This window comes from Actinacidiphila yeochonensis CN732, from assembly GCF_000745345.1.
GTDB lineage: Bacteria > Actinomycetota > Actinomycetes > Streptomycetales > Streptomycetaceae > Actinacidiphila > Actinacidiphila yeochonensis.
On the sequence record NZ_JQNR01000005.1, the window covers coordinates 3868013 to 3888163 of the forward strand.

Here is a 20151-nt window from a genome sequence, read left to right on the forward strand (position 1 = left end):
CCGGCGGCGGGAGCGGGAGCCGGGCGGCTGGGACAGCGGACCGCGGCGGCGGTGCGGCGGACGGCCCGTACCGCCGCGACCGGACGTTTCCGCCAGGTCGGGGCGGCTCTGCGCGGAACGGGGAGCCGGTGGGAAGCACGCCGCCGGCACGGCTGCCGGAGGGCGGCGGCGACCCGGCCGGCGGTCCGCGCATTCAGCCGGAACCGTATGTCCGTCAGCTGGCGGGAAGGGTAGCGCAATTCAGGAGACGGGCGTCTTCGCAGGCTCATTAGAGTCGTACCGGATGGCCTGAACCGAGAGGACGGAATGATGGAGTATCGCTTCGTCGGCCGCAGCGGCCTGATGATCAGTGAGATAGCTTACGGAAACTGGATCACCCACGGTTCCCAGATCGAGGCCGACACCGCGCGTGCCTGCGTGCGCGCGGCGCTCGACGCCGGCATCACCACCTTCGACACCGCCGACATGTACGCCGACGGCCGTGCCGAGTCCGTGCTCGGCGAGGCGCTGCGCGGCGAGCGGCGCGAGGGCGTCGAGATCCTCACCAAGGTCTACTTCCCCACCGGCCCGGGCCGCAACGACCGCGGCCTGTCCCGCAAGCACGTGCTCGAGTCGATCGACAGCTCGCTCCGGCGGCTGGGGACCGACTACGTCGACATCTACCAGGCCCACCGCTTCGACCGGTTCACCCCCCTTGAGGAGACCATGGAGGCGTTCGCCGACGTGGTCCGCGCGGGCAAGGCGCTGTACGTCGGGGTGTCGGAGTGGACGGCCGGGCAGATCCACGCCGCCGCCGGCCTGGCCCGCGAGCTGCGCGTCCCGCTGATCTCCTCGCAGCCGCAGTACAACGCGATCTGGCGGGTGCCCGAGGCCGAGGTGGTGCCGGCCGCGACCGAGGAGGGGCTCGGCCAGATCGTCTGGTCGCCGATGGCCCAGGGCGTGCTCACCGGCAAGTACCGGCCGGGGGCGCAGCGCCCGGACGGCAGCCGCGGAGCGGACCCGGCGAACGACATGTTCATGGGGCACCTGCTCGGGAACGAGATCCTGGAGCGGGTGCGGCTGCTCGGGCCGCTGGCGGCGGAGGCGGGCCTCACCCCGGGCCAGCTGGCGATCGCCTGGGTGCTGCGGAACCCGGCCGTGTCCGCGGCGATCGTCGGCGCCTCCCGTCCCGAGCAGGTCGCCGAGAACGCCGCGGCCTCGGGCGTGAAGCTGGACGAGGAGCTGGCGCGCCGGATCGACGAGGCCCTGGAGCCCGTGATCGTGCGGGATCCGGCGCTGACGGACAGCCATGAGCAGCGCCCGTAGCCGGTCCTGGAGGCCCGGCCGGCAGGCATGCCGCGAATCGGGCACGCAGCAAGAAAGCGCGCGTCCTGGCCGTTCGTAAGGTGGCCGGGAGGGCTGGTCGAACGTCAGGAGCCGGCCCGAGAGCCCATGGCTGCGCGCCGGGCGCCGTCGGCAGCCGGATCAGTTCGCTGGAGGAGACCCATGGGTAAGTGCCCGATCGTCCTCGACCGTCTGGGCAAGGACATCCACGCCGAGGCGCGCACGCTGCGTGCGCAGGGGCCGGTGACCCGCGTCGAACTGCCGGGAGGCTATCTCGGCTGGTCGGTGACCGACTACGCCGTCGCCAAGCAGATGCTTGTCGACCCGCGTTTCCCCAAGAACGCCAAGAAGTACTGGACCCCGCTGGTCAACGGCGAGGTGTCGATGGACTGGGAGATGATCACCTGGGTGATGATGGAGAACATCAACACCCGGGACGGTGAGGAGCACGACCGGCTGCGCCGGCTGATCGGGCACGCCTTCACGCCCCGCCGGGTGGAGACGTCCCGTCCGCTCATCGAGAAGATCGTCGGGTACCTGCTCGACGACCTGGAGGCCGCTGAGCCCGGTGAGCCGGTCGACCTCAAGGGCCGGTTCACCTACGCGCTTCCCGCCTGGGTGATCTGCGACATGTTCGGCGTCCCGACCGAGGCGCGCAAGCGGATGCTGCAGGGCGCCGTGGCCAACAGCAAGACGACCATCACGCCGGAGCAGGCGGAGGCGAACCTGCTCCAGTGGCACGAGGCCATGACCGAACTCGTCGCCACCAAGCGCGCCAACCCCGCGGACGACCTCACCAGCCACCTCATCAGGGCGCGTGAGGACGACGACGCCCTGACCGACGACGAGCTTCTTGGTACACTGCACGTCATGCTGGGTGCAGGCTCCGAGACGCTCGGCAACGTCATGGCGCACGCCATCGTCGACCTGCTCGCCAACCCCGACCAGCTCGAACTGGTGCGCAGCGGGAAGGCCGAGTGGGAGGCGGCGTTCGCCGAGACGGCGCGCAAGGACTCCGCGGTCGCCCAACTGCCCTTCCGGTACGCGGCCGAGGACGTCGAGATCGGCGGTGTGCGGATAGAGAAGGGCGACCTCGTGATGATCGCCTTCGCGGGCATCGGGCGTGACCCGAAGGTCCACGGCGCGACCGCGGACGACTACGACATCCTGCGCGAGGACAAGACCAACCTGTCCTTCGGGTACGGACCGCACGCCTGCCTCGGCCGTTCGCTGGCCACGCTGCAGGCGATGGTCGCCCTCCCGGCGCTCTTCGAGCGGTTCCCCGACATGAGGCTCGCCACCGCGCCCGAGGACATCCCGCCGCAGGGCACCTTCATCATGAACGGCTACGACACTCTCCCGGTCTTCCTGCACTGACGTCCCGCACGGTCGGCTCACCGGCGGCGGGCGGCACCGGACCGGAAACGGAAAGGGTCAAAGGGTATGGCACCGAAGGTAGTTTCGTCCGAGGAGTGGCTCGCCGCCCGCCGCCGGCTGCACAGCCAGGAGCAGGCGGAGTTCGCCGCCCGGCAGGCCGTGAACTCCGCCCGCCAGCAGCTGCCGATGCGCGAGATCGACCAGGGCTACGTCTTCGAGGGGCCGGACGGCAAGGTCTCGCTGCTGGACCTGTTCGAGGGCAAGCGGCAGCTGATCACCTACCACTTCATGTACGACCCCCAGTGGGACGAGGGCTGCAAGCAGTGCTCGTTCATCGCCGACAACATCGGTGACCTGTCCCACCTGAAGGCCCTGGACACCTCGCTCGTGCTGGTCTCGCGCGCTCCGTACGACAGGATCGCGCCGTTCAAGGAGCGCATGGGCTGGACGGTGCCGTGGGTCTCGTCCCACGGCACCCGGTTCAACTACGACTTCCACGTCACGCTGGACGAGGCCGTGGCGCCCGTCGAGTACGACTACATGGACAAGGCGGCGCTGGAGCAGGACGGCCGCTGGTTCACCGAGGGCGAGGCCGGCGGCATGAGCGTCTTCTGGCGCGAGGACGACGACACCGTCTACCACACCTACTCGGCCTACGCGGAGGGGATCGACGTCCTGCACGGCACCCTGCTGTACGCCGACATGACGCCGCTCGGCCGCCGCGACGACCTCGGCCGCTCGTGGCTGCGCCACCACGACCGCTACGCCCCCGCCGAGGTCTGACCGCCAGACGCACCACACCAGCACGAAGAGCGTCCCGCCCGTCGAGCCGACGGGCGGGACGCTTCGCGCTTCGCGCCAGGGCGAGGAGCAGCGGCCGATCAGCGGCCGAGCAGCGGCAGCGCCGCGGCGCACTCCTCGCGCAGGTACCCGATGGCGTCCAGGTACCGGGGGCGCCACCCCATCTCGCGGCGCGTCTTCTCCGAGCTCACGTCGTGGTCCATCACGTACAGCTCGACGATGTCCGCGATCTCCGCGGGCGGGTTGTCGATCGACTGCCAGCACACCGACGTGCCGGCGCCGGTGACGGCGGCGAGCTCGTCGACGGCGATGGTCTCCGTGACGCCGTTCCACGCGGTACCCGGCGCGGCCTTCCGCGCCACCAGCGGGTAGAGCTCGGCGAGGTCGGCCACGTGCACCGCGGGCCAGCGCACGCCGCGCCGTTCGAAGTACAGTCCGGCGCCCAGCTTGGCGGCCACCGGCAGCAACTGGTCCGGCACGACGCCGCCGTTGTCACCGTAGATCAGGCCGGGCCGGATCAGTATCCCGCCGCCCGCGCGCACCACCTGCTCGACCGGCGCGCGCCAGGCCACGCAGCTCGGCGGCTTCGGAACGGTGTCCTCGAAGGTGTCGCCGGGGCCGAGCACGTCGGCGCCGGAGGTGTGGATGAGCCGGGTGCCGGAGGCGAGGATCGCCTCGACGCCCTCGCGCTCCACCTCGCCCTCGATCCGGCCGGCGTGCACGACCAGGTCGAAGCCCTCCGCGGCGGCGCGCAGCGAGGCCGGGTCCGCCAGATCGCCGGGTACCGCCTGGTAGCGGGGGTCGACCGGCCGCCCGCCGGGGCGTTGCAGGCCGGTGACGCGGTACCCGGCCTCGGCGAAGCTGCGGGCGACGTAGCGGCCGAGGTATCCGGCGGAGCCGATGACGAGGACGCTCTCGGCGCCGTTCGGTGCTGGGGTGTCAGACATCTGGGGCAACTCCGTTCTGGGTGGCGTTCTCTGCGATGGGGGAGGCGACCGGGGCCGGGGCCGGCCCGACCGGGCCGAGGTCTCCGCGGGGACGGCGTGCCGCGCGCCGGGGCGCGCCCGTGCCGGTCCCGGCGGGCCGGGCGCCGGCGCGCCGGTGACGGGATCCGGACGCGCCCCGCGGCGGACCAGTACCGTGACCGGGGCACACCGTGCCCGGAGAGGCACCAGCCGCCGTGTGGAGCACGGACGATCCGGGAGGACACCGTGGTCGGTCATGGCTCACCACCGAGGTCGTGAGGAACGGTCGCGTGGAGCCGGACCCAGTGATGATGACACCGAATGCCCCCCAAGTGACCTTCGAGGGTGCGCCGCGTCCCGCCTCGCCGCCACCGCCGCGCCGCACACGGCCGGCACCCGGGCCGTTCCGCATGCGACGGGCGCCTCTCACGGCAGGGTTGGGCACCGCTCGGGCCCACTGACAGTCAAGGCTGTTTGGCGTCGGCCGGTTGGCCGTGGGGTGAGCGGGAACGAGAGGCCGTGGCAGGGTGCCGAAGCGCCGCCCCGAACGCCGAGTGCCGGACGGCGAGCGGACGATGACCGGACGCCGCCCGAACGGCGGCTGCCCGAGGCGGTGTTGGAGCCCGTCGGGGAGTTCACGGCGCGAACGTGGGGCAGTCGGGGATGCGGGTACGCGGGCGGCGACTCGGCCGCTTACCGGCGCTCGCCCGCGGCCTCACGCGCCCGCGGCCTCACGCGCCCGCGGCCTCACGCGGGCGCGGCACCGCGCGTCGCGAACACGCGGGCGCGGTGCGGCGGCCAGGAGCAGCGGCGGGTCAGGCGGCCTTGGCCTTGGTGGCGTACACGTCGACGTACTCCTGGCCGCCCAGGTGCATCACGTGGGACATCACCTCGTCGGTGACCGCCCGCAGCACGTACCGGTCGCGGTCCATGCCCTCGTAGCGGGAGAAGTCCAGCGCCGGGCCGAACCGCAGGGAGACCGGAGCGATACGCGGCATGCCCCGCCCGCCCGGCTGCACCTTGTCGGTGCCGATCACCGCGAACGGCACCACCGGAGCGCCCGTCATCATCGCCAGCCGGGCGATGCCGGTCCGGCCGCGGTAGAGCCGGCCGTCGGGGGAGCGGGTGCCCTCCGGGTAGATCCCGAAGATCTTCCCCTCCTCAAGGACCCGGCTGCCCGTCATCAGCGCCGCCACGCCGCCGCGGCCGCCGTCCCGGTCCACCGGGATCATGCCGCAGGTGGTGAAGAACCACGCCATCAGCCGCCCCTTGAAGCCGCGGCCGGTGACGTACTCGTCCTTGCCGATGAAGTACACCTGGCGCTTCACCACGAGCGACAGGAACAGCGAGTCGACGAAGGTGACGTGGTTGCCGGCCACGATCACCGGACCGTCCGCCGGGATGTGCTCCAGCCCCTCCACCACGGGGCGGTACAGCACGCGCATCAGGACCAGGAGGACCGCCTTGAGCACACTGCGGGACATCCGGGACAACAGATCCTCCGGGCTTCGGCGTAGCACTACTACGGACGGACAACGGGCGGACTACGGGCGGTGCGGGCAGTACAGGCGGTCGTGACGGTTCCGACGGTTCAGCCGGCGGGGGCGGACAGCGGCGGCAGCGCCGGCGTACTCCACGCGGGGTACCCGCCGTACCCGACCCTACCGGCCCGTACCGCAGGACCATACTTCCGCCCCGGGCCCGCCCGCACGCCCTGCTCACCCGCCGGACGCGCTCCCCGCGCGCCGGGCGGCTCCGGGTGCGCCCGAGGCGGATTCGGCGCCCGTTTCAGCCGGTTATCGACCGTAACGCGGAGGCGAGTCGGCAATCTCACAGCCTCCGGCGGCAGGTGCTTTCCCGACGGGCCGCGGCGAACCCCAATTCGATGGTTCGACGCAGGCCCGGGCGGGGTAGGGCAGGGTCAACAGCCGGCGGTGACGGGCACTGCCGCCACGCCCGCCCGTGCTGCCGGGGGCACCGCAATCGCGGTGCCCGACCGGAGGGACTGTGCGATCATCGGCGCCTGCGGGGGCGGCGTACATCCGCACGAACTCCGCTCAGGCACACGTTCCGGGCCAGCCAACCCTCAACGGCCCGGACGGAATTCGAAGGGGAGCCTGCGCGCATGGGCATGAGCGTGACCATCACAGCGGCCGAGCACGGCGACGCCGAGAAGATCCTCAAACTCCAGTACCTGTGCTACCAGGGCGAGGCCGAGCTCTACGGCGACTACACGATCCAGCCGCTCACCCAGACCCTCGACGAACTGCGGGCCGAACTGGCCGGGGCCACCGTCCTGGTGGGGCGGCTCGGCGCCGAGGTCGTCGGCTCGGTGCGCGGCGCCGTGGACGACAGCGGAACCGCCCGGATCGACAAGCTGATCGTCCACCCCCGGCTCCAACGGCACGGCCTGGGCTGCCGGTTGCAGGCCGAGCTGGAGATGCGGCTGGCCGCGCAGGCCGAGGCCAAGCGGTACCGCGTCTTCACCGGCCACCGCAGCCAGGTGAACCTGCGGATGTACCGCAAGCTGGGCTACGAGCAGGTCGGCGCCGCCGAACCGGTCACCCGCCGGCTGAGCCTGGTGCACATGGAGAAGTCCGTGCAGGAGCCCCGGGTGAGCTTCGCGGCGACCGCCTGACCGCGCCGCGCCGCCCCTGGCGCGCCGGTCCGCCGATGTGCGGTGCGGACGGCGCGGCCGCGGGGCGGCGCGGGTCGGGGGTGCGGCGGCCCGGTCGCGGACGGCGGGTGCCCTGCCGGAGCGGAAGGCTCCGGCAGGGCACCCGGGCGTACGGGGCGGCGCCGGGCGGGGGCCCGCCCGACCGCGCGGGTCAGACCGCCGAGGTGTACGCGGCGAAGAACTGCTCCTTGGGCGCGGGGGCGCCGCCGGGCAGGTAGCACGTGACGTCCAGCAGCGCGGTGCTGCCGGAGCGCGTCCACGGCGCGGCGAAACCGCAGTAGCCGGTGTCGTTGCCGTAGGCGGTGGCCTGCGCGTGGTCCGAGGGGGTGGCGACGTTGGGCAGCGTCAGGACCCATCCGGTACCCGACGTGGCCAGGCCGTTGCCCGCGCCGCTGGAGTTGTAGGTGGTGCCCGCCGGCACGGCGCCGTCGTACCAGAGGTAGGCGAACGACTTCGGCGGGAACGCCGGGCCGTGCACCGCCCGCTGGACGGCGTAGCTCAGGGTCCACCGGGTGTCGTACGGCTTGCCGTTGGCGTCGGTGCACGCCACGGTCACGGTCTGGCCCGTCGCCGCCGGCGTCCAGGCGACCGGCTTGCAGTGCGCGTCCTGCTGCGGATCGACCGCGGTGACCTGGAGGTTCCCCACGGCTGAGGCCGCGCCCAGCCCCGGCAGCCAGACCTTCCACTGGCCGGTGCCGCCCTTGGAGACGGAGTTGCCGCCGCCGGCGGAGTTGTACGAGGCGAGCAGGCTGCCGGAGGTGTCGGAGTAGACGTAGCCGTAGCCCGTAGCGCCCGCAGGGAGGGTGCCGCTGCTGGTGGTGTAGAGGACGGTGAACTCGGAGTTGTCCGGGGTGCCGGTCGGTGAGAAGCAGCTGACGCCGACGTCCTCGTTCGCGCCGTTGGGCGACCAGCCGGAGATCTGGCACGAGTCGCCGGTCGCGGTGACCGCGGTGCTGTGGGCGATGCCGTTCTTCCCGGCGATCTGCGGGAAGTGGACGGTGTAGGTGCCCAGTCCGGTCTGGTCCACGGTGACCAGGTTGCTCCCCGGCGAGGGCCAGCTGCCCCACTGGCGGCTCGGGTCCGGCGCGTAGCCGGGCGGCGGCGTCGGGTTGTCGAGGTAGGCGAACCCCCACTGGTCCGGCACCGCGGCGGCGGCGCGGCCCGCGGCCGGCAGCAGCACGGCCCCGAGGACGGCCAGTACCGATAACGCCAGCAGAGCCGCCCGGGACACCGGTCCGGCGGATCTGGAGAGGAACGGGAGACACGCGCGCATGAGCTACCCCCAAGGGTCTCGGCCGAAGCGGGTGGTGCTTTGCGGGTGCTGCGAGTACCGCGGGTGCGGTGAGGAACCCGGCTCGGAACGCGTCGAGCGGACGGCTGCGGCGCGCCGCCGCCATCGGCCGCGCGCCGGCGTTCCGGCGGTAGGCACAGGATAGGAACGCGCCGATGCCCCGGCCAGAGCGCGGACACGGCCGCGGGGGCGGCTTTCCGGCCGTTCTTCCAGCGGCCTTTTCCGGCCGTTCAGCGGGAATTTCCCAGCCGTTCGGCGTGTGCGCGCGCGCGCCGGTGCGCGTGTACGCCGGCACGCGTGCGCGGCGGTGCGCCGGTACGGCCTGCGCGGCGGAGCGGACCGGGGCCGGTTACCGGCCGGCGGGACCCTTCTCGGCGGGGGCGGGCGACGCGGCGGTGTTCGCGGCCTGGTACTCGGCGGCGGCCCGGGCCGAGCGGCGCAGCCACAGCAGGCCCACCACCGGCAGGATGACCGGCAGGAAGACGTATCCGGCGCCGAAGTCCGACCAGACGGTCTGGTCCGGGAAGGCGGAGGAGTCGGCGATGGTGAGGATGCCGACGGTGATGACGCCCAGCAGCTCGGCCGAGCAGGACACCAGCGCCACCCGGCGGGCCGTGTCGCCGCCGCGCCACAGCGAGAAGGTGATCACGGCGTAGACCACGCCGGCCACCCCGGACAGCAGGTAGGCGAGCGGCGCCTCGTGGTACTTCGTGCTGAGCTGCACGATCGACCGGGAGAGCGCGGCGACGGTGAAGACGCCGTACAGCCACAGCAGCAGCCGGCCGGGGCCGGTGCCCAGCCGGGCCGGGGCCGCCGTGTCACCGGCGGGGGAGGGCGCGGCTCCGGTCGCGGCCTGGTCGTACGTGCTGCCGGTGGTCGGGCTCACCTGGGGGTCCGTGCCTTTCGCTGGGGTGGTGGTGGGGGCACCCGGGGCGTCGTCCGCCTCGGGGGCGCGGGGGTGCGGCGGCGCCGGGGAGACACCGGGCGCGGCCCGCCGTCCGGGCCGGCGGGACGGTCAGCCATGGCCGGCACCCCAGATCTCGTTCAGCCGCAGCTCCAGCACGGCCAGGATCACCCCGCCCGCGGCCACGATCGTCGAGCCCCAGCGGGTCCGCTCGGCCAGCGACATCATCGCCGCGGCCGGCACCGCGCACACCGCGCCCAGCAGGTAGGCGAGGAAGACCGCCATGCCCTGCGCGGGCCGGTCGCCGTGGCCCAACTGGGCCAGCGCCACGACGAGTTGGACCAGCACCGCCAGCTCCACCACGGCCATCCCGGCGAAGTGCCAGTCCTTGGTCGGCGAGTCCCGGTACGCCGCCCAGCCGCACCACGCCGCGAGCAGCAGCGCCAGCACGGTGACGGTCAGGATGAGCCAGTCCAGCATGCGACGACCTTATTACGCGCACACCGCTGCCCGTGCCCCGGCCCTGCCCCGCCGGGAGAGCCCCCGCCGGGCGGCACGCCGCGGCCGGGCCGAGCCGCGCACCGCCCCAGCCCGCGCGGGCCGACCCCGGAGCGGCCGCCCAGGGCCGCGCACCGCCTCAGCCGCGCCGCACCCAGTACACGTCGGTGGTGTAGGGCATCTCCACGGCGCCGCTCTCGCGGGTGGCGTCGTGGGAGCGCAGCACAGCCTCCACCTCGGCCCGCACCCGCGCCTGGTCGTCCGGGTCCAGGACGGCGATGTGGCTGGAGGACATCATCCGCTCCACCACGTCCCCGACCGTCGTCGAGTGCGGGTTGGCCACGTGCAGCTCCTGGATGGCACCCCAGCCGGGCCGCCCGGCGAACGCCCGGCGCCAGGTGTCCGGGCCGCCCGCCTCCTCCGGCCCGTCCGTACCGGCCGCCGTCCCGTCCGCGGCCCGCACCGGACCGGCCGCACCGGGCGGGCCCGCGGGGCCGCCGGCCAGCGGCGGGCTCGGCAGGTCGCGCGGGGCCAGCCGGAAGTAGATGTCCTGGAAGTCGCGCACCCACGGCACCGACGTGTCGTAGGTGTTCCAGACCAGCACCAGCGCCCCGCCCGGCCGCAGCAGCCGCTCCACCTCGGCGAGCGCCGCCTCCTGGTCGAACCAGTGCCAGGACTGCGCGGCCACCACCGCGTCCGCGCACTCCCCGGGCAGCCCGGTGTCCTCCGCCGTACCCGCCACCGCCGCCACCTGCGGCAGCAGCTCCGCCAACCGCTCGCGCATCGCCGTCACCGGCTCCACCGCCAGTACCTCGGCCCCGGTGAGCGCCAGCAGCCGGGTGAACATACCGGTACCCGCGCCGAGGTCGACGACCGTGCGGCCCGCCTCCAGAGGCAGCGCGTCCGCGAGCGCGGCGAGCGCCGCGAGCGGATAGGACGGCCGGGAGCGCTCATAGCCCCCCGCGTCACGCCGGTAGCCGACTCCTGCTGCGTGGTGCACTGTCACGCGGGCTGACGGTAGCAGGATCGGATGACGTCCACCCGGACCTGACCAGGACCCGGACACCTCCGCCGCGGCCCTGCTCCGCAGGCGGGTTCGGCCCGGACGGAGACCGGACGGAGACCGGACGGAGACCGGACGGAGACCGGGCGGCGAACCGTTCCGCCCGGCCGCGGGCCGCCCCGGCACCCCGACCCTGCCCGCCGCCTCCCGCGCGTGATGCTGCATGCTGTGCAGTCCGGCGCCGTCCACCCGGCGCACCTCCGGCCCGAGTCCAGCCCGCCCCCCGACCACCGCAGCCCACCTCAGTCCACCCAGGCCCCTGGCGACGGAGCACGAATGACCTCCACCTTCCCGGACATCTCGCTCAGTACGGAGCGGCTGGTGCTGCGGCCGTACGACGAGGACGACATCCCCGCGCTCGTGGAGATGATGAACGACGAGCCGGTCACGGCCTGGACCGGCGCCCCCCAGCCGTACACCGCCGCCGACGCCCGCGCGTTCGTCTCCGGGACCGCGCCGGGGGAGCGGACCAGCGGACAGGGCATCGTCCTCGCCGTCACCGAGCACCTCACCCAGCGGCTGGTGGGAACGGTCAGCCTGAACCGCACCGACTGGCGCCTGCGCTCCACCGAGGTGGGCTGCCTGACCGCCTCCTGGGCCCGGGGCGAGGGGTACGCCGGAGAGTCGGTGCTCACCGTGTGCCGCTGGCTCTTCCACGAGCAGGGCTTCGCCCGGGTGGAGCTGCGCACCGCCGCCGACAACGCGGCCGCCCAGCAGCTGGCCCAGAAGATCGGCTGCGTCAGCGAGGGCGTGCTGCGCTCGGCGGGCATCGTCCGCACCCGGCCCGACGGCGACAGCGCCGCCCCCTGGACCCGGGTCCGCACCGACCTGCTGGTGTGGAGCCTGCTGCCCGAGGACCTGGACGACATGGACGACTTCGACGGCCCCGACGGTTCGCACGGCTACGAGAGCCACCACAACGCCGGGGGCCCGGCCGGCCTGGGGTACACCGCCCTCGCCGACTGGCGCTGAGACCCGCCCGGCCCGTCACGCGGCCCCGCCCGGCCGCCGCCGCGCACGCCTCGCCGGGTCCGCCGGGTCCGCCGCGACGCCTTCGCGCCCCGCACCCGCGGCCGTTGGGGTCCCTTCGCCGGAAACCGCGCGGCCGGTCCCGCCGCGGCCACGACTGAGGGCCGCCAGGCGGGTTAGGGTTCTCCCGCCGGACCGCTCACACCCCAGGGGAGGCACCAGACCATGGCCGACCGGGTCACCGTGATCGGATGGGACGGATCGCCCCCCTCCGGTGCCGCGCGCGCCGCCCTGGGCGCGGCCACCCTCGTCGCCGGCGCCCGCCACCACCTCGCGCTGCCCGAGGTCCCGCGCGGCGCCGAGCACATCGTGCTGGGCAGCATCGACATCGCCGCCCGCCGCATCGCCGTCCACCGCGGCACCGCCGTCGTACTGGCCGACGGCGATCCCGGCTTCTTCGGCGTGGTCCGCGCCCTGCGCGCCCCCGAGCTGGGCCTGGAGGTGGAGGTGGTGCCCGGCGTCTCCGTCGTCGCCCGGGCCTTCGCGCACGCCGGGATGCCCTGGGACGACGCGCGGGTCGTCGTCGCCTCCAGCCGCACCCTGCGCCGCGCGGTCAACGTCTGCCGGGCCCACCCCAAGGTCGCGGTGCTCACCTCGCCCGGCGCCGGACCCGCCGAACTCGCCCTCATGCTGACCGGGGTGCACCGCACCTTCGTCATCTGCGAGGCGCTGGGCACCGAACGCGAGCAGGTCACCGTCCTCACCTCCGACAAGGTCGCCGACCACATCTGGCGCGACCCCAACGTCGTGCTGGTGGTGGGCGGTCCGGCCCAGGGCGGCGGCCACGGGGCGCCGGGCCTGGGGGTGTCGACCCGCAGCCCCGGCTGGATCGCCGGCCGCGACCCCGGCTTCCCGGGCGCCGCGCGCGGCTGGGCGCTGCCCGCGGCCGAGTACGGCGGGCACCTGCCGGCCCAGGTGCGGGCGTTCCAACTCGCCCGGCTGGGCCCGCGCACCGGCGACCTGGTGTGGGACGTGGGCGCCGCCGACGGCTCGCTCGCCGTCGAGGCGGCCGGGTTCGGCGCCGCGGTCATCGCCGTGGACGCCGACCAGGACGCCTGCGACTGGGTGCGCGCCACCGCCCGCCGGGTGGGCGTGCACGTCCAGGTGGTGCACGGCAGCGCGCCCGCCGTCCTGGAGGACCTGCCCGAGCCGGACGTGGTGCGGATCGGGACCGCCGACCCCGCCGTCGCCGCCGCCTGCGCGGCTCGCCGCCCCGAGCGCATCGTCACCGCCGCGACCACCCGGGACCAGGCCGAAGCGGTCACCAGGGCGCTGGAGGCGGGCGGTTACGAGGTGGAGCGCTCACTGCTCCAGACGGTCGACCTCGCCGGCGACTGGTCCGAGCACGCCCGCTGGTCCGCCTTCGCGCTGTGCGGGGTCAGGCGCTGAACGCGCGCGCCGCCCGCCGCCCCTGAGCGCCCCCGCCTGGCGCCCCGTTGGGACGGCCCGTGCCGCCCCTGCGCGGCACGGGCGGCACAGGCCCCTCGGGCCACCCCCGCACCATGGTCGACCGAACCGTCGCGAAACGGTGTTTCCGCTGGTAGCAGGGGGCCGCGGCGGCCGTCGGGAGCGGCTGTGTGAGATACGTCCCGCGGTGCGGACCACGGGGCGGAAGGGTGTGTGGCGCGGGGTAGGCTGACGGACCGTTGCGCCGTCGTCGCGCGCTGGCGGAGCGTCCGGCTCGGTCGGCGCCCGCCGCCCGACGTGCCGCAGACCGGGCGCGCTCGTTGTTGTTCCCGGGGGCGGACCCGGTTACGGCACAGCGGTTGGAAGGAGCGAAACCGATGGGCGAGGGGCACGCATGACGGACACCGGTCAGATCCCCGGTGAGGGGCTACCGGAGCACGCGGGCGCGGAGGCGGGCGGGGCCCCCTTCCCGCCGCACTCCGCCTACCCCGGCAACGGAACCGCCGGCCAGGGCGGTTGGGGGGCCGACCCCGCCGACGGGAACCCCGGCCCGGAGTACGCCTTCCTCGAACAGCCGGCGCCGCCCGGCAGCGGGCTCGACGACGAGGAGGACGTCCTTCTCATGCCGGGGCCGCAGGGCTCCTGGAGCGACCCGCAGCCGGTGCCGCCGCCCCCGCCCATGCCGGCCCCGGGCCGCTGCCGACGGTGCCGCCGACCGCGGCCCTCCAGCAGCCGCTCCAGCCGATCTCGGTCGAGGTGCCGGTGGAAGTGCCGCTGGAGGTGCCCCTGGAGGGCACGCTGCCGCCCGTCCTCGGCAACGGCGCCACGGTGTTCGTCGCCCAGCCCCAGCCCCAGCCCCAGGCGCCCGCCGCGCAGCACCACGAGCAGCACCAGCAGCACCAGGGCGGCCAGGAGCCGGTCCTCCCGCAGGCCCCGCAGCCCGGGGGTGCGGCCCCGGCCGAGCAGTGGCCGTCCGGCGCGCAGCCGGGCGGAGCGGACGCGGGAGCCGCGGGGGACGACCTCGCGGACCAGGAGGCGTCCGCCCAGGGCCCCTTGGCCGAGCAGCAGGTCCCCTCCGTGCCGCAGGCCCGGTCCGCACCGGGGTCGGCCCCGGCCGCCTCACGGCGGGCCCTGCACCTGGGTCCGCAGGTCCAGGACACCCCGAGCGGCGGTGTCTTCGTGCGCTCGCTGGCCGACCGGGCCCCGCCGCCACCGTCCCGGGCCCCGCCGCGTCCGGCCCCGAGCACCTGGACGTACCGCGCGACGACGCCGGCGCGTACTCCGTCCAGCCCCTCACCGAGGCCGGCGCCCCGGCCGCGGGCAGCGACTGGTCCGCGGCCCCCGGCGGTGCCTCGCAGGAGTCGCTGATCCCGCGTACCGACAGCGTCCCTCGCTCCGCGCCCGCCGAGCCCGCCACGGCTCCCGCCCCGCAGCCTGCTCCGGTCCCGGCTCCGGCCACGGTCCCGCAGGCGTCCGCGCAACCGGTCGAGCAGGCTGAACCGGTCGAGCAGGCTGAACCGGCTGGGCAGGTCGAGCAGGTCGGGCCCGCCGACGTCCCCGGGCAGCCCGCGGTGGCGCAGGACGAGGCGCACGCGGCGGCCCCGGAGGTCCCGGACACCCCGGTCGTGGCCGAGGCCCCCGCCGCCGAGGCGGTGCCCGCACCGGCTGAGGTTCCGGCCGCCGCCGAGCAGCCGGCGCCCGAGGCCGTCCCCGCCGGGAACGCGGCCGAGATCGTGGTCGAAGCCGTGGTCGAGGCCGCCGTCGCTCCGCAGCCGCTTCCCGCCGAGGCCGCCGCTCCCGCCGAGCCGGCGCCAGCCGCCCCGGCGGACGCTGCCCCGGCGGACGCCACAGGGACGGTCGTCCAGGAGTCCGCCGACCCCGCCGAGTCCGCCGACCCCGCCGAGCCGGCTGCCGTCACCGCTCCCGCCGACCCCGCCGCTCCTGCCGAGCCGGTCCAGGACGACGCGTCAGCGCCGTCCGACCCCGAGGCCGTCGCCTCCGCCGCGCAGGCGGCGGAGCCGGAGGCCGTCCAGCAGCCGCAGCCCGAGGCCGTCATCCCCGACGGGGACGCGTCCGTCTCCGGGGCAGACACCACCGGCGAGGTCGCTGAGGAGCCCGAGGCCGCCCCCGCGACCGCGACCGTGCCCGAGACCGGCGAGTCCCCCGCACCGGCGGCACCCGGCAAGGGCCGCCGCGGCCGCCGGCGGGCCGCCCCGCCGAGGACGGCGACGCCGTGGCCGGGCAGGCCGCGGCCGTTCCCGAGGCTGCTCCGGCGGTCGAGGAGGCCGCCGCACCGCGGCTGGACGCGCGTCCGGAGCCGTCGTCCGAGGACGCCGCCGGGACGGCGGCGGAGGGCTACGAGCCGGCCGTGCGCGACGCGGTGCACCGGGTGATCCGGGAGCGCCGGGACGTCCGCAACGGGTTCCGGCCCGACCCGATCCCGCACGACGTGCTGCTGCGGGTGCTGGAGGCCGCCCACACCGCGCCCAGCGTCGGGCACTCCCAGCCCTGGGACTTCGTGGTGATCCGCTCGGAGAAGACCCGCGAACGGATGCACGCGCTGGCCATGCACCAGCGCGACGCCTACGCCAAGTCGCTGCCCAAGGCGCGGGCCAAGCAGTTCCGCGAGCTGAAGATCGAGGCGATCCTCGACACGCCCGTCAACATCGTCGTCACCGCCGACCCGACCCGCGGCGGCCGGCACACCCTCGGCCGCCACACCCAGCCGCAGATGGCGCCCTACTCCTCCGCGCTCGCGGTGGAGAACCTGTGGCTGGCCGCCCGCGCGGAAGGGCTCGGCGTCGGCTGGGTCAGCTTCTTCGACGAGCGCCAGATGGTCACCGAACTCGGCCTGCCCGAGCACCTGGAGGTCGTCGCCTACCTGTGCGTCGGGTACGTCGACGAGTTCCCCGCCGAGCCCGAGCTGATGCAGGCGGGCTGGTCCCAGCGGCGCCCGCTGTCGTGGGTCGTCCACGAGGAGGAGTACGGCAACCGGGCGCTGCCCGGCGAGGCGCCGCACGACCTGCTGGAGGAGACGCTGCGGGGCATCCGCCCGCTGGACGCCAAGGCGCTCGGCGAGGCGTGGGAGCGGCAGAAGCGGATGACCAAGCCGGCCGGCGCGCTGGGCATGCTGGAGATCATCTCCGCGCAGCTCAGCGGCCTGTCCCGGCACTGCCCGCCGCCGATCCCGGAGCCCGCGGCCGTCGCGGTCTTCGCCGGCGACCACGGGGTGCACGCCCAGGGCGTCACCCCCTGGCCCCAGGAGGTCACCGCGCAGATGGTGGCCAACATCCTGGGCGGCGGGGCCGTCTGCAACGCCTTCGCCAACCAGGTCGGCGCCGAGGTGTGCGTGGTGGACGTCGGCGTGGCGTCCGACCTGCCCGCCACGCCCGGCCTGCTGCCGCGCAAGGTCCGGCCCGGCACCGCGGACTTCACCACCGGCCCGGCGATGACCCGCGAGGAGGCACTGCGGGCCATCGAGGTCGGTGTGGAGACCGCCCGCGACCTGGTGGCCGCGGGCAACAAGGCGCTGCTCACCGGCGAGATGGGCATCGCCAACACCACGGCGTCGGCCGCGCTGATCTCCGTCTTCACCGGCACCGACCCGGTCGAGGTCACCGGTCGCGGCACCGGCATCAACGACGAGACGCACGCCCGCAAGGTCGAGGTGGTGCGCCGGGCCCTGGAGCTCCACCAGCCGGACGTGAACGACCCGATCGGTGTGCTCGCGGCCGTCGGCGGGCTCGAACACGCGGCGATGGCGGGCCTCCTGCTAGGCGCGGCGGCGCTGCGCACCCCGGTCATCCTCGACGGTGTCAGCGCGGGCGCGGCCGCTCTCGTCGCGCGCGCGATCGCCCCGGAGGTGCTGGCCGCGTGCATCGCCGGGCACCGCAGCGCCGAGCCCGGCCACGTCGCCGCGCTCACCACGCTGGGCCTGCGGCCGCTGGTCGACCTCGACCTGCGGCTCGGCGAGGGGACGGGCGCGCTGCTCGCCCTGCCGCTGGTGCAGAGCGCCGCGCGCGCGATGCACGAGGTGGCCACGTTCGACGCCGCCGGGGTCACGGAGAAGTAAGGGCGGGGGAGCGGCTGCCCGGAGGCCGCCGGCGCGGGACCGCCGCTCCCGCGCCGGCTGTCCCCGGCGGGCGTTCCGGGCTCGGCTCGGAACGGTCCCGCACGGGCGGCGAGCCGGTCACGAAGGCCACCGCCGTTTCCTGCCCGGGCTGTTCGGCCTGGTCAGGGTGGTCGGGCGGGAGTTGTCCACAGGGGCCCGCCCGTTCGCGGCGGCGGGTGGCCCCGGGCCCGTAGAGTGGGGCACACCTCGCGCGACGCCGCAGACGTCGTCGTCGCGGCTGCCGTCGTGGTCGGCCGAAGGCCGGGGGCCGCGGGCCGCCGTGCCGGGGCGTGCCCGTACGCGGGCACCCCGTCCCCGACCGGACCGGTCCAGGCCCGCGACGGCGCCCCGGACCAGGCAGGCCCGGCCGCCGTCCACCGAGCCAGCCACCGCACGACGAACCCGCCGCCACCAGCCCGCACCCGAGACCGACGAGCACCACCCCAGACCGACGAGCACCACCGCGTAAGGAGTCGCCATGCAGCAGGACGTGCCCGCCTACCCCGTCGGGCTGCGGCTGGCCGGACGGCGGGTCGTCGTGCTCGGCGGCGGGCAGGTGGCGCAGCGGCGGCTGCCCGCCCTGGTGTCGGCCGGCGCCGACATCGTGCTCGTCTCCCCCTCGGCCACGCCCTCCGTCGAGGCCATGGCCACCGCCGGGGAGCTGCGCTGGGAGCGCCGCCGCTACCGCCCCGGCGACCTGGAGGGCGCCTGGTACGCGCTGGTGGCCACCACCGATCCGGCCGCCAACGCCGAGGCCGGCGCGGAGGCGGAGGAGCGCCGGGTGTGGTGCGTGCGCAGCGACGACGCCGAGGCGGCCACCGCCTGGACGCCCGCCACCGGCCGTACCGAGGGCGTCACCGTCGCCGTGCTCACCGGCAGCGACCCGCGCCGCTCCGCCGCCCTTCGCGACGCGGTCGTGGCCGGGCTGCGCGACGGCACCCTGACCGCCCCCCGGCGCCGGGCCGGCACCCCCGGCGTGGCCCTGGTCGGCGGCGGTCCCGGCGATCCGGACCTGATCACCGTGCGCGGCCGGCGGCTGCTCGCCGAGGCCGACGTGGTGGTCGCCGACCGGCTCGGCCCGCGCGACCTGCTGGACGAACTCCCCCCGCACGTCCAGGTGATCGACGCGGCCAAGATCCCCTACGGCCGCGCGATGGCCCAGGAGGCCATCAACGCCGCACTCGTGGAGCACGCCAAGGCCGGCCGCGCCGTGGTCCGCCTCAAGGGCGGCGACCCCTACGTCTTCGGCCGCGGCATGGAGGAGGCGGAGGCGCTGGCCCGCGAGGGCATCCCCGTCACGGTGGTGCCCGGCATCTCCAGTGCGATCAGCGTGCCGGCCGCCGCGGGCGTTCCGGTCACCCACCGCGGGGTCGCCCACGAGTTCACCGTGGTCAGCGGGCACGTGGCCCCGAGGACCCGCGCTCCCTGGTCGACTGGGCGGCCCTGGCCCGGCTGCGCGGCACCCTCGTGGTGCTGATGGGCGTCGAGCGGGTGGAGGCCATCGCCCGCGCCCTCGTCGAGCACGGAAAACCCGCCGACACGCCGGTCGCGGTGGTCCAGGAGGGCACCACGGCCGCGCAGCGCCGCGTGGACGCCACGCTCTGCACGGTCGCGCGGCGGGTGGCCGAGGAGGGCGTACGGCCTCCGGCGGTGATCGTCATCGGCGAGGTGGTCGCCGTCGGCGGCGCCGTCGCCGAACTGGCCCGGGCGGCCGTCGCCCATGTCCCCGAGGCGGGCCCGTCCGCCCCCGAGGCGGGTCCGTCCGTCCCCGAGGCGGCCGCGGCCGCCACGGGCGCGTCCGGCGCGTCCGGCACGGATGTCGAAGGGGGCCTCCGTGGCTGAGCCGGTGGCCGTCGAGGACCCCGCGGACCCGCGCCTGGCCGACTACACCTCCCTCACCGACGTCGAACTGCGGCGCCGCCGGGAGCCCGCCGAGGGCCTGTTCATCGCCGAGGGCGAGAAGGTGATCCGGCGCGCCCTGGGCGCGGGCTACCCGATGCGCTCGATGATGCTCACCCCGAAGTGGCTCGGCCCGATGGGGGACGTCATCGAGGCCGCCGACGCCCCCGTCTACCAGGTGGCGCCGGACCTCGCCGAGGCCGTCACCGGCTACCACGTGCACCGCGGCGCCCTCGCCTCCATGGCCCGCACCCCGCTGCCCACGGTGGACGGGCTGCTGGACCGGCTCGGCCCCGGACCCTGCCGGATCGCCGTCTTCGAGGACACCGTCGACCACGCGAACCTCGGCGCCGGCTTCCGCTCCGCCGCCGCGCTCGGCGTGGACGCGGTGCTGCTGAGCCCGCGCTGCGCCGACCCGTTCTACCGGCGCGCCGTGAAGGTCTCCATGGGCGCGGTCTTCTCCGTGCCCTGGACCCGGCTCACGGACTGGCCCGGCGACCTGGAGCGGCTGCGCGAACGCGGCTTCCGGCTCGCCGCCCTGTGCCTGGCCGACGACGCCGTCCCCCTGGACGAGCTGGTCGCCCGCCGCCATCCCCGGCTTGCCCTGATGCTCGGCACCGAGGGCGACGGCCTGACCCCCACCGCCCTCCGGGCCGCCGACACCCGCGTCACCATTCCCATGGCCGCGGGCGTCGACTCCCTCAACGTGGCCGCGGCCTCCGCGGTCGCCTTCTACGCCACCCGGCCGTAGCAACCCGTCACGGGAGCCGGCGCGCGCACCAGGCATCAGCGCGGCAGCCCGCCCG

14 protein-coding genes and 2 pseudogenes are annotated in these 20151 nt (G+C 75.3%); 10 read left to right on the forward strand and 6 right to left on the reverse strand.

The window, feature by feature from the left end; translation table 11 throughout:
• Positions 1–309: 309 nt before the first annotated feature.
• From BS72_RS27675 to BS72_RS27685, 3 genes are all read left to right on the forward strand, one after another.
• Positions 310–1305, forward strand: coding sequence for an aldo/keto reductase family protein (locus BS72_RS27675; protein ID WP_037917985.1), 996 nt, complete (start codon positions 310–312; stop codon positions 1303–1305).
• Between the two features lie 180 nt (positions 1306–1485).
• The gene (locus tag BS72_RS27680) at positions 1486–2700 is read left to right on the forward strand and encodes a cytochrome P450 family protein (protein WP_037914460.1); all 1215 of its coding nucleotides are present in this window, start codon (positions 1486–1488) and stop codon (positions 2698–2700) included.
• Positions 2701–2766: 66 nt separating this feature from the next.
• Positions 2767–3483, forward strand: a complete 717-nt coding sequence (locus tag BS72_RS27685; RefSeq protein ID WP_037914461.1) for a DUF899 domain-containing protein — start codon at positions 2767–2769, stop codon at positions 3481–3483.
• 98 nt (positions 3484–3581) lie between these two features.
• Here BS72_RS27685 and BS72_RS27690 read toward each other — a convergent pair whose 3' ends face one another.
• Positions 3582–4448 (reverse strand): NAD-dependent epimerase/dehydratase family protein, encoded by an 867-nt coding sequence (locus tag BS72_RS27690; RefSeq protein WP_037914463.1) that lies wholly within the window; start codon positions 4446–4448, stop codon positions 3582–3584.
• Positions 4449–5281: 833 nt separating this feature from the next.
• Entirely contained in the window at positions 5282–5950 is a 669-nt protein-coding gene (locus tag BS72_RS27695; RefSeq protein WP_037914464.1) for a lysophospholipid acyltransferase family protein, read from the reverse strand.
• Between the two features lie 641 nt (positions 5951–6591).
• Here BS72_RS27695 and BS72_RS27700 point away from each other — a divergent pair.
• Positions 6592–7104 carry a GNAT family N-acetyltransferase gene (locus tag BS72_RS27700; RefSeq protein WP_037914466.1) on the forward strand — a complete coding sequence of 171 codons (513 nt, stop codon included), beginning with the start codon at positions 6592–6594 and terminating at the stop codon, positions 7102–7104.
• A gap of 190 nt (positions 7105–7294) precedes the next feature.
• Here BS72_RS27700 and BS72_RS27705 read toward each other — a convergent pair whose 3' ends face one another.
• From BS72_RS27705 to BS72_RS38855, 4 genes are all read right to left on the reverse strand, one after another.
• Positions 7295–8374: a hypothetical protein gene (locus tag BS72_RS27705; protein ID WP_232792548.1), complete on the reverse strand. Its 1080-nt coding sequence runs from the start codon at positions 8372–8374 to the stop codon at positions 7295–7297.
• 409 nt (positions 8375–8783) lie between these two features.
• The gene (locus BS72_RS27710) at positions 8784–9320 is read right to left on the reverse strand and encodes a hypothetical protein (RefSeq protein ID WP_407639022.1); all 537 of its coding nucleotides are present in this window, start codon (positions 9318–9320) and stop codon (positions 8784–8786) included.
• A 129-nt stretch (positions 9321–9449) separates the two neighbouring features.
• Positions 9450–9818 (reverse strand): membrane protein, encoded by a 369-nt coding sequence (locus BS72_RS27715; protein ID WP_037914468.1) that lies wholly within the window; start codon positions 9816–9818, stop codon positions 9450–9452.
• 157 nt (positions 9819–9975) lie between these two features.
• Positions 9976–10842: a class I SAM-dependent methyltransferase gene (locus BS72_RS38855; RefSeq protein WP_037914469.1), complete on the reverse strand. Its 867-nt coding sequence runs from the start codon at positions 10840–10842 to the stop codon at positions 9976–9978.
• A 333-nt stretch (positions 10843–11175) separates the two neighbouring features.
• Between BS72_RS38855 and BS72_RS27725 the strand changes: the two genes are divergently transcribed.
• The 6 genes and pseudogenes from BS72_RS27725 (at position 11176) to BS72_RS27750 (ending at position 20096) form a co-directional block, all read left to right on the forward strand.
• Entirely contained in the window at positions 11176–11871 is a 696-nt protein-coding gene (locus BS72_RS27725) for a GNAT family N-acetyltransferase (protein WP_051951770.1), read from the forward strand.
• A 222-nt stretch (positions 11872–12093) separates the two neighbouring features.
• A complete protein-coding gene (cbiE, locus tag BS72_RS27730) occupies positions 12094–13317 on the forward strand; it encodes a precorrin-6y C5,15-methyltransferase (decarboxylating) subunit CbiE (protein ID WP_037914470.1) in 1224 nt (407 codons plus the stop codon).
• 723 nt (positions 13318–14040) lie between these two features.
• A complete protein-coding gene (locus tag BS72_RS37525; RefSeq protein ID WP_037914471.1) occupies positions 14041–14703 on the forward strand; it encodes a hypothetical protein in 663 nt (220 codons plus the stop codon).
• Positions 14700–17407 (forward strand): annotated as a pseudogene (cobT, locus tag BS72_RS37530) (nicotinate-nucleotide--dimethylbenzimidazole phosphoribosyltransferase). The gene BS72_RS37525 and the pseudogene cobT overlap by 4 nt, the downstream one beginning before the upstream one ends.
• 517 nt (positions 17408–17924) lie before the next feature.
• A pseudogene (gene cobA / locus BS72_RS27745) lies at positions 17925–19129 on the forward strand (uroporphyrinogen-III C-methyltransferase); the annotation flags it as partial.
• 151 nt (positions 19130–19280) lie between these two features.
• The gene (locus BS72_RS27750) at positions 19281–20096 is read left to right on the forward strand and encodes a TrmH family RNA methyltransferase (RefSeq protein ID WP_037914472.1); all 816 of its coding nucleotides are present in this window, start codon (positions 19281–19283) and stop codon (positions 20094–20096) included.
• Positions 20097–20151: the final 55 nt, after the last annotated feature.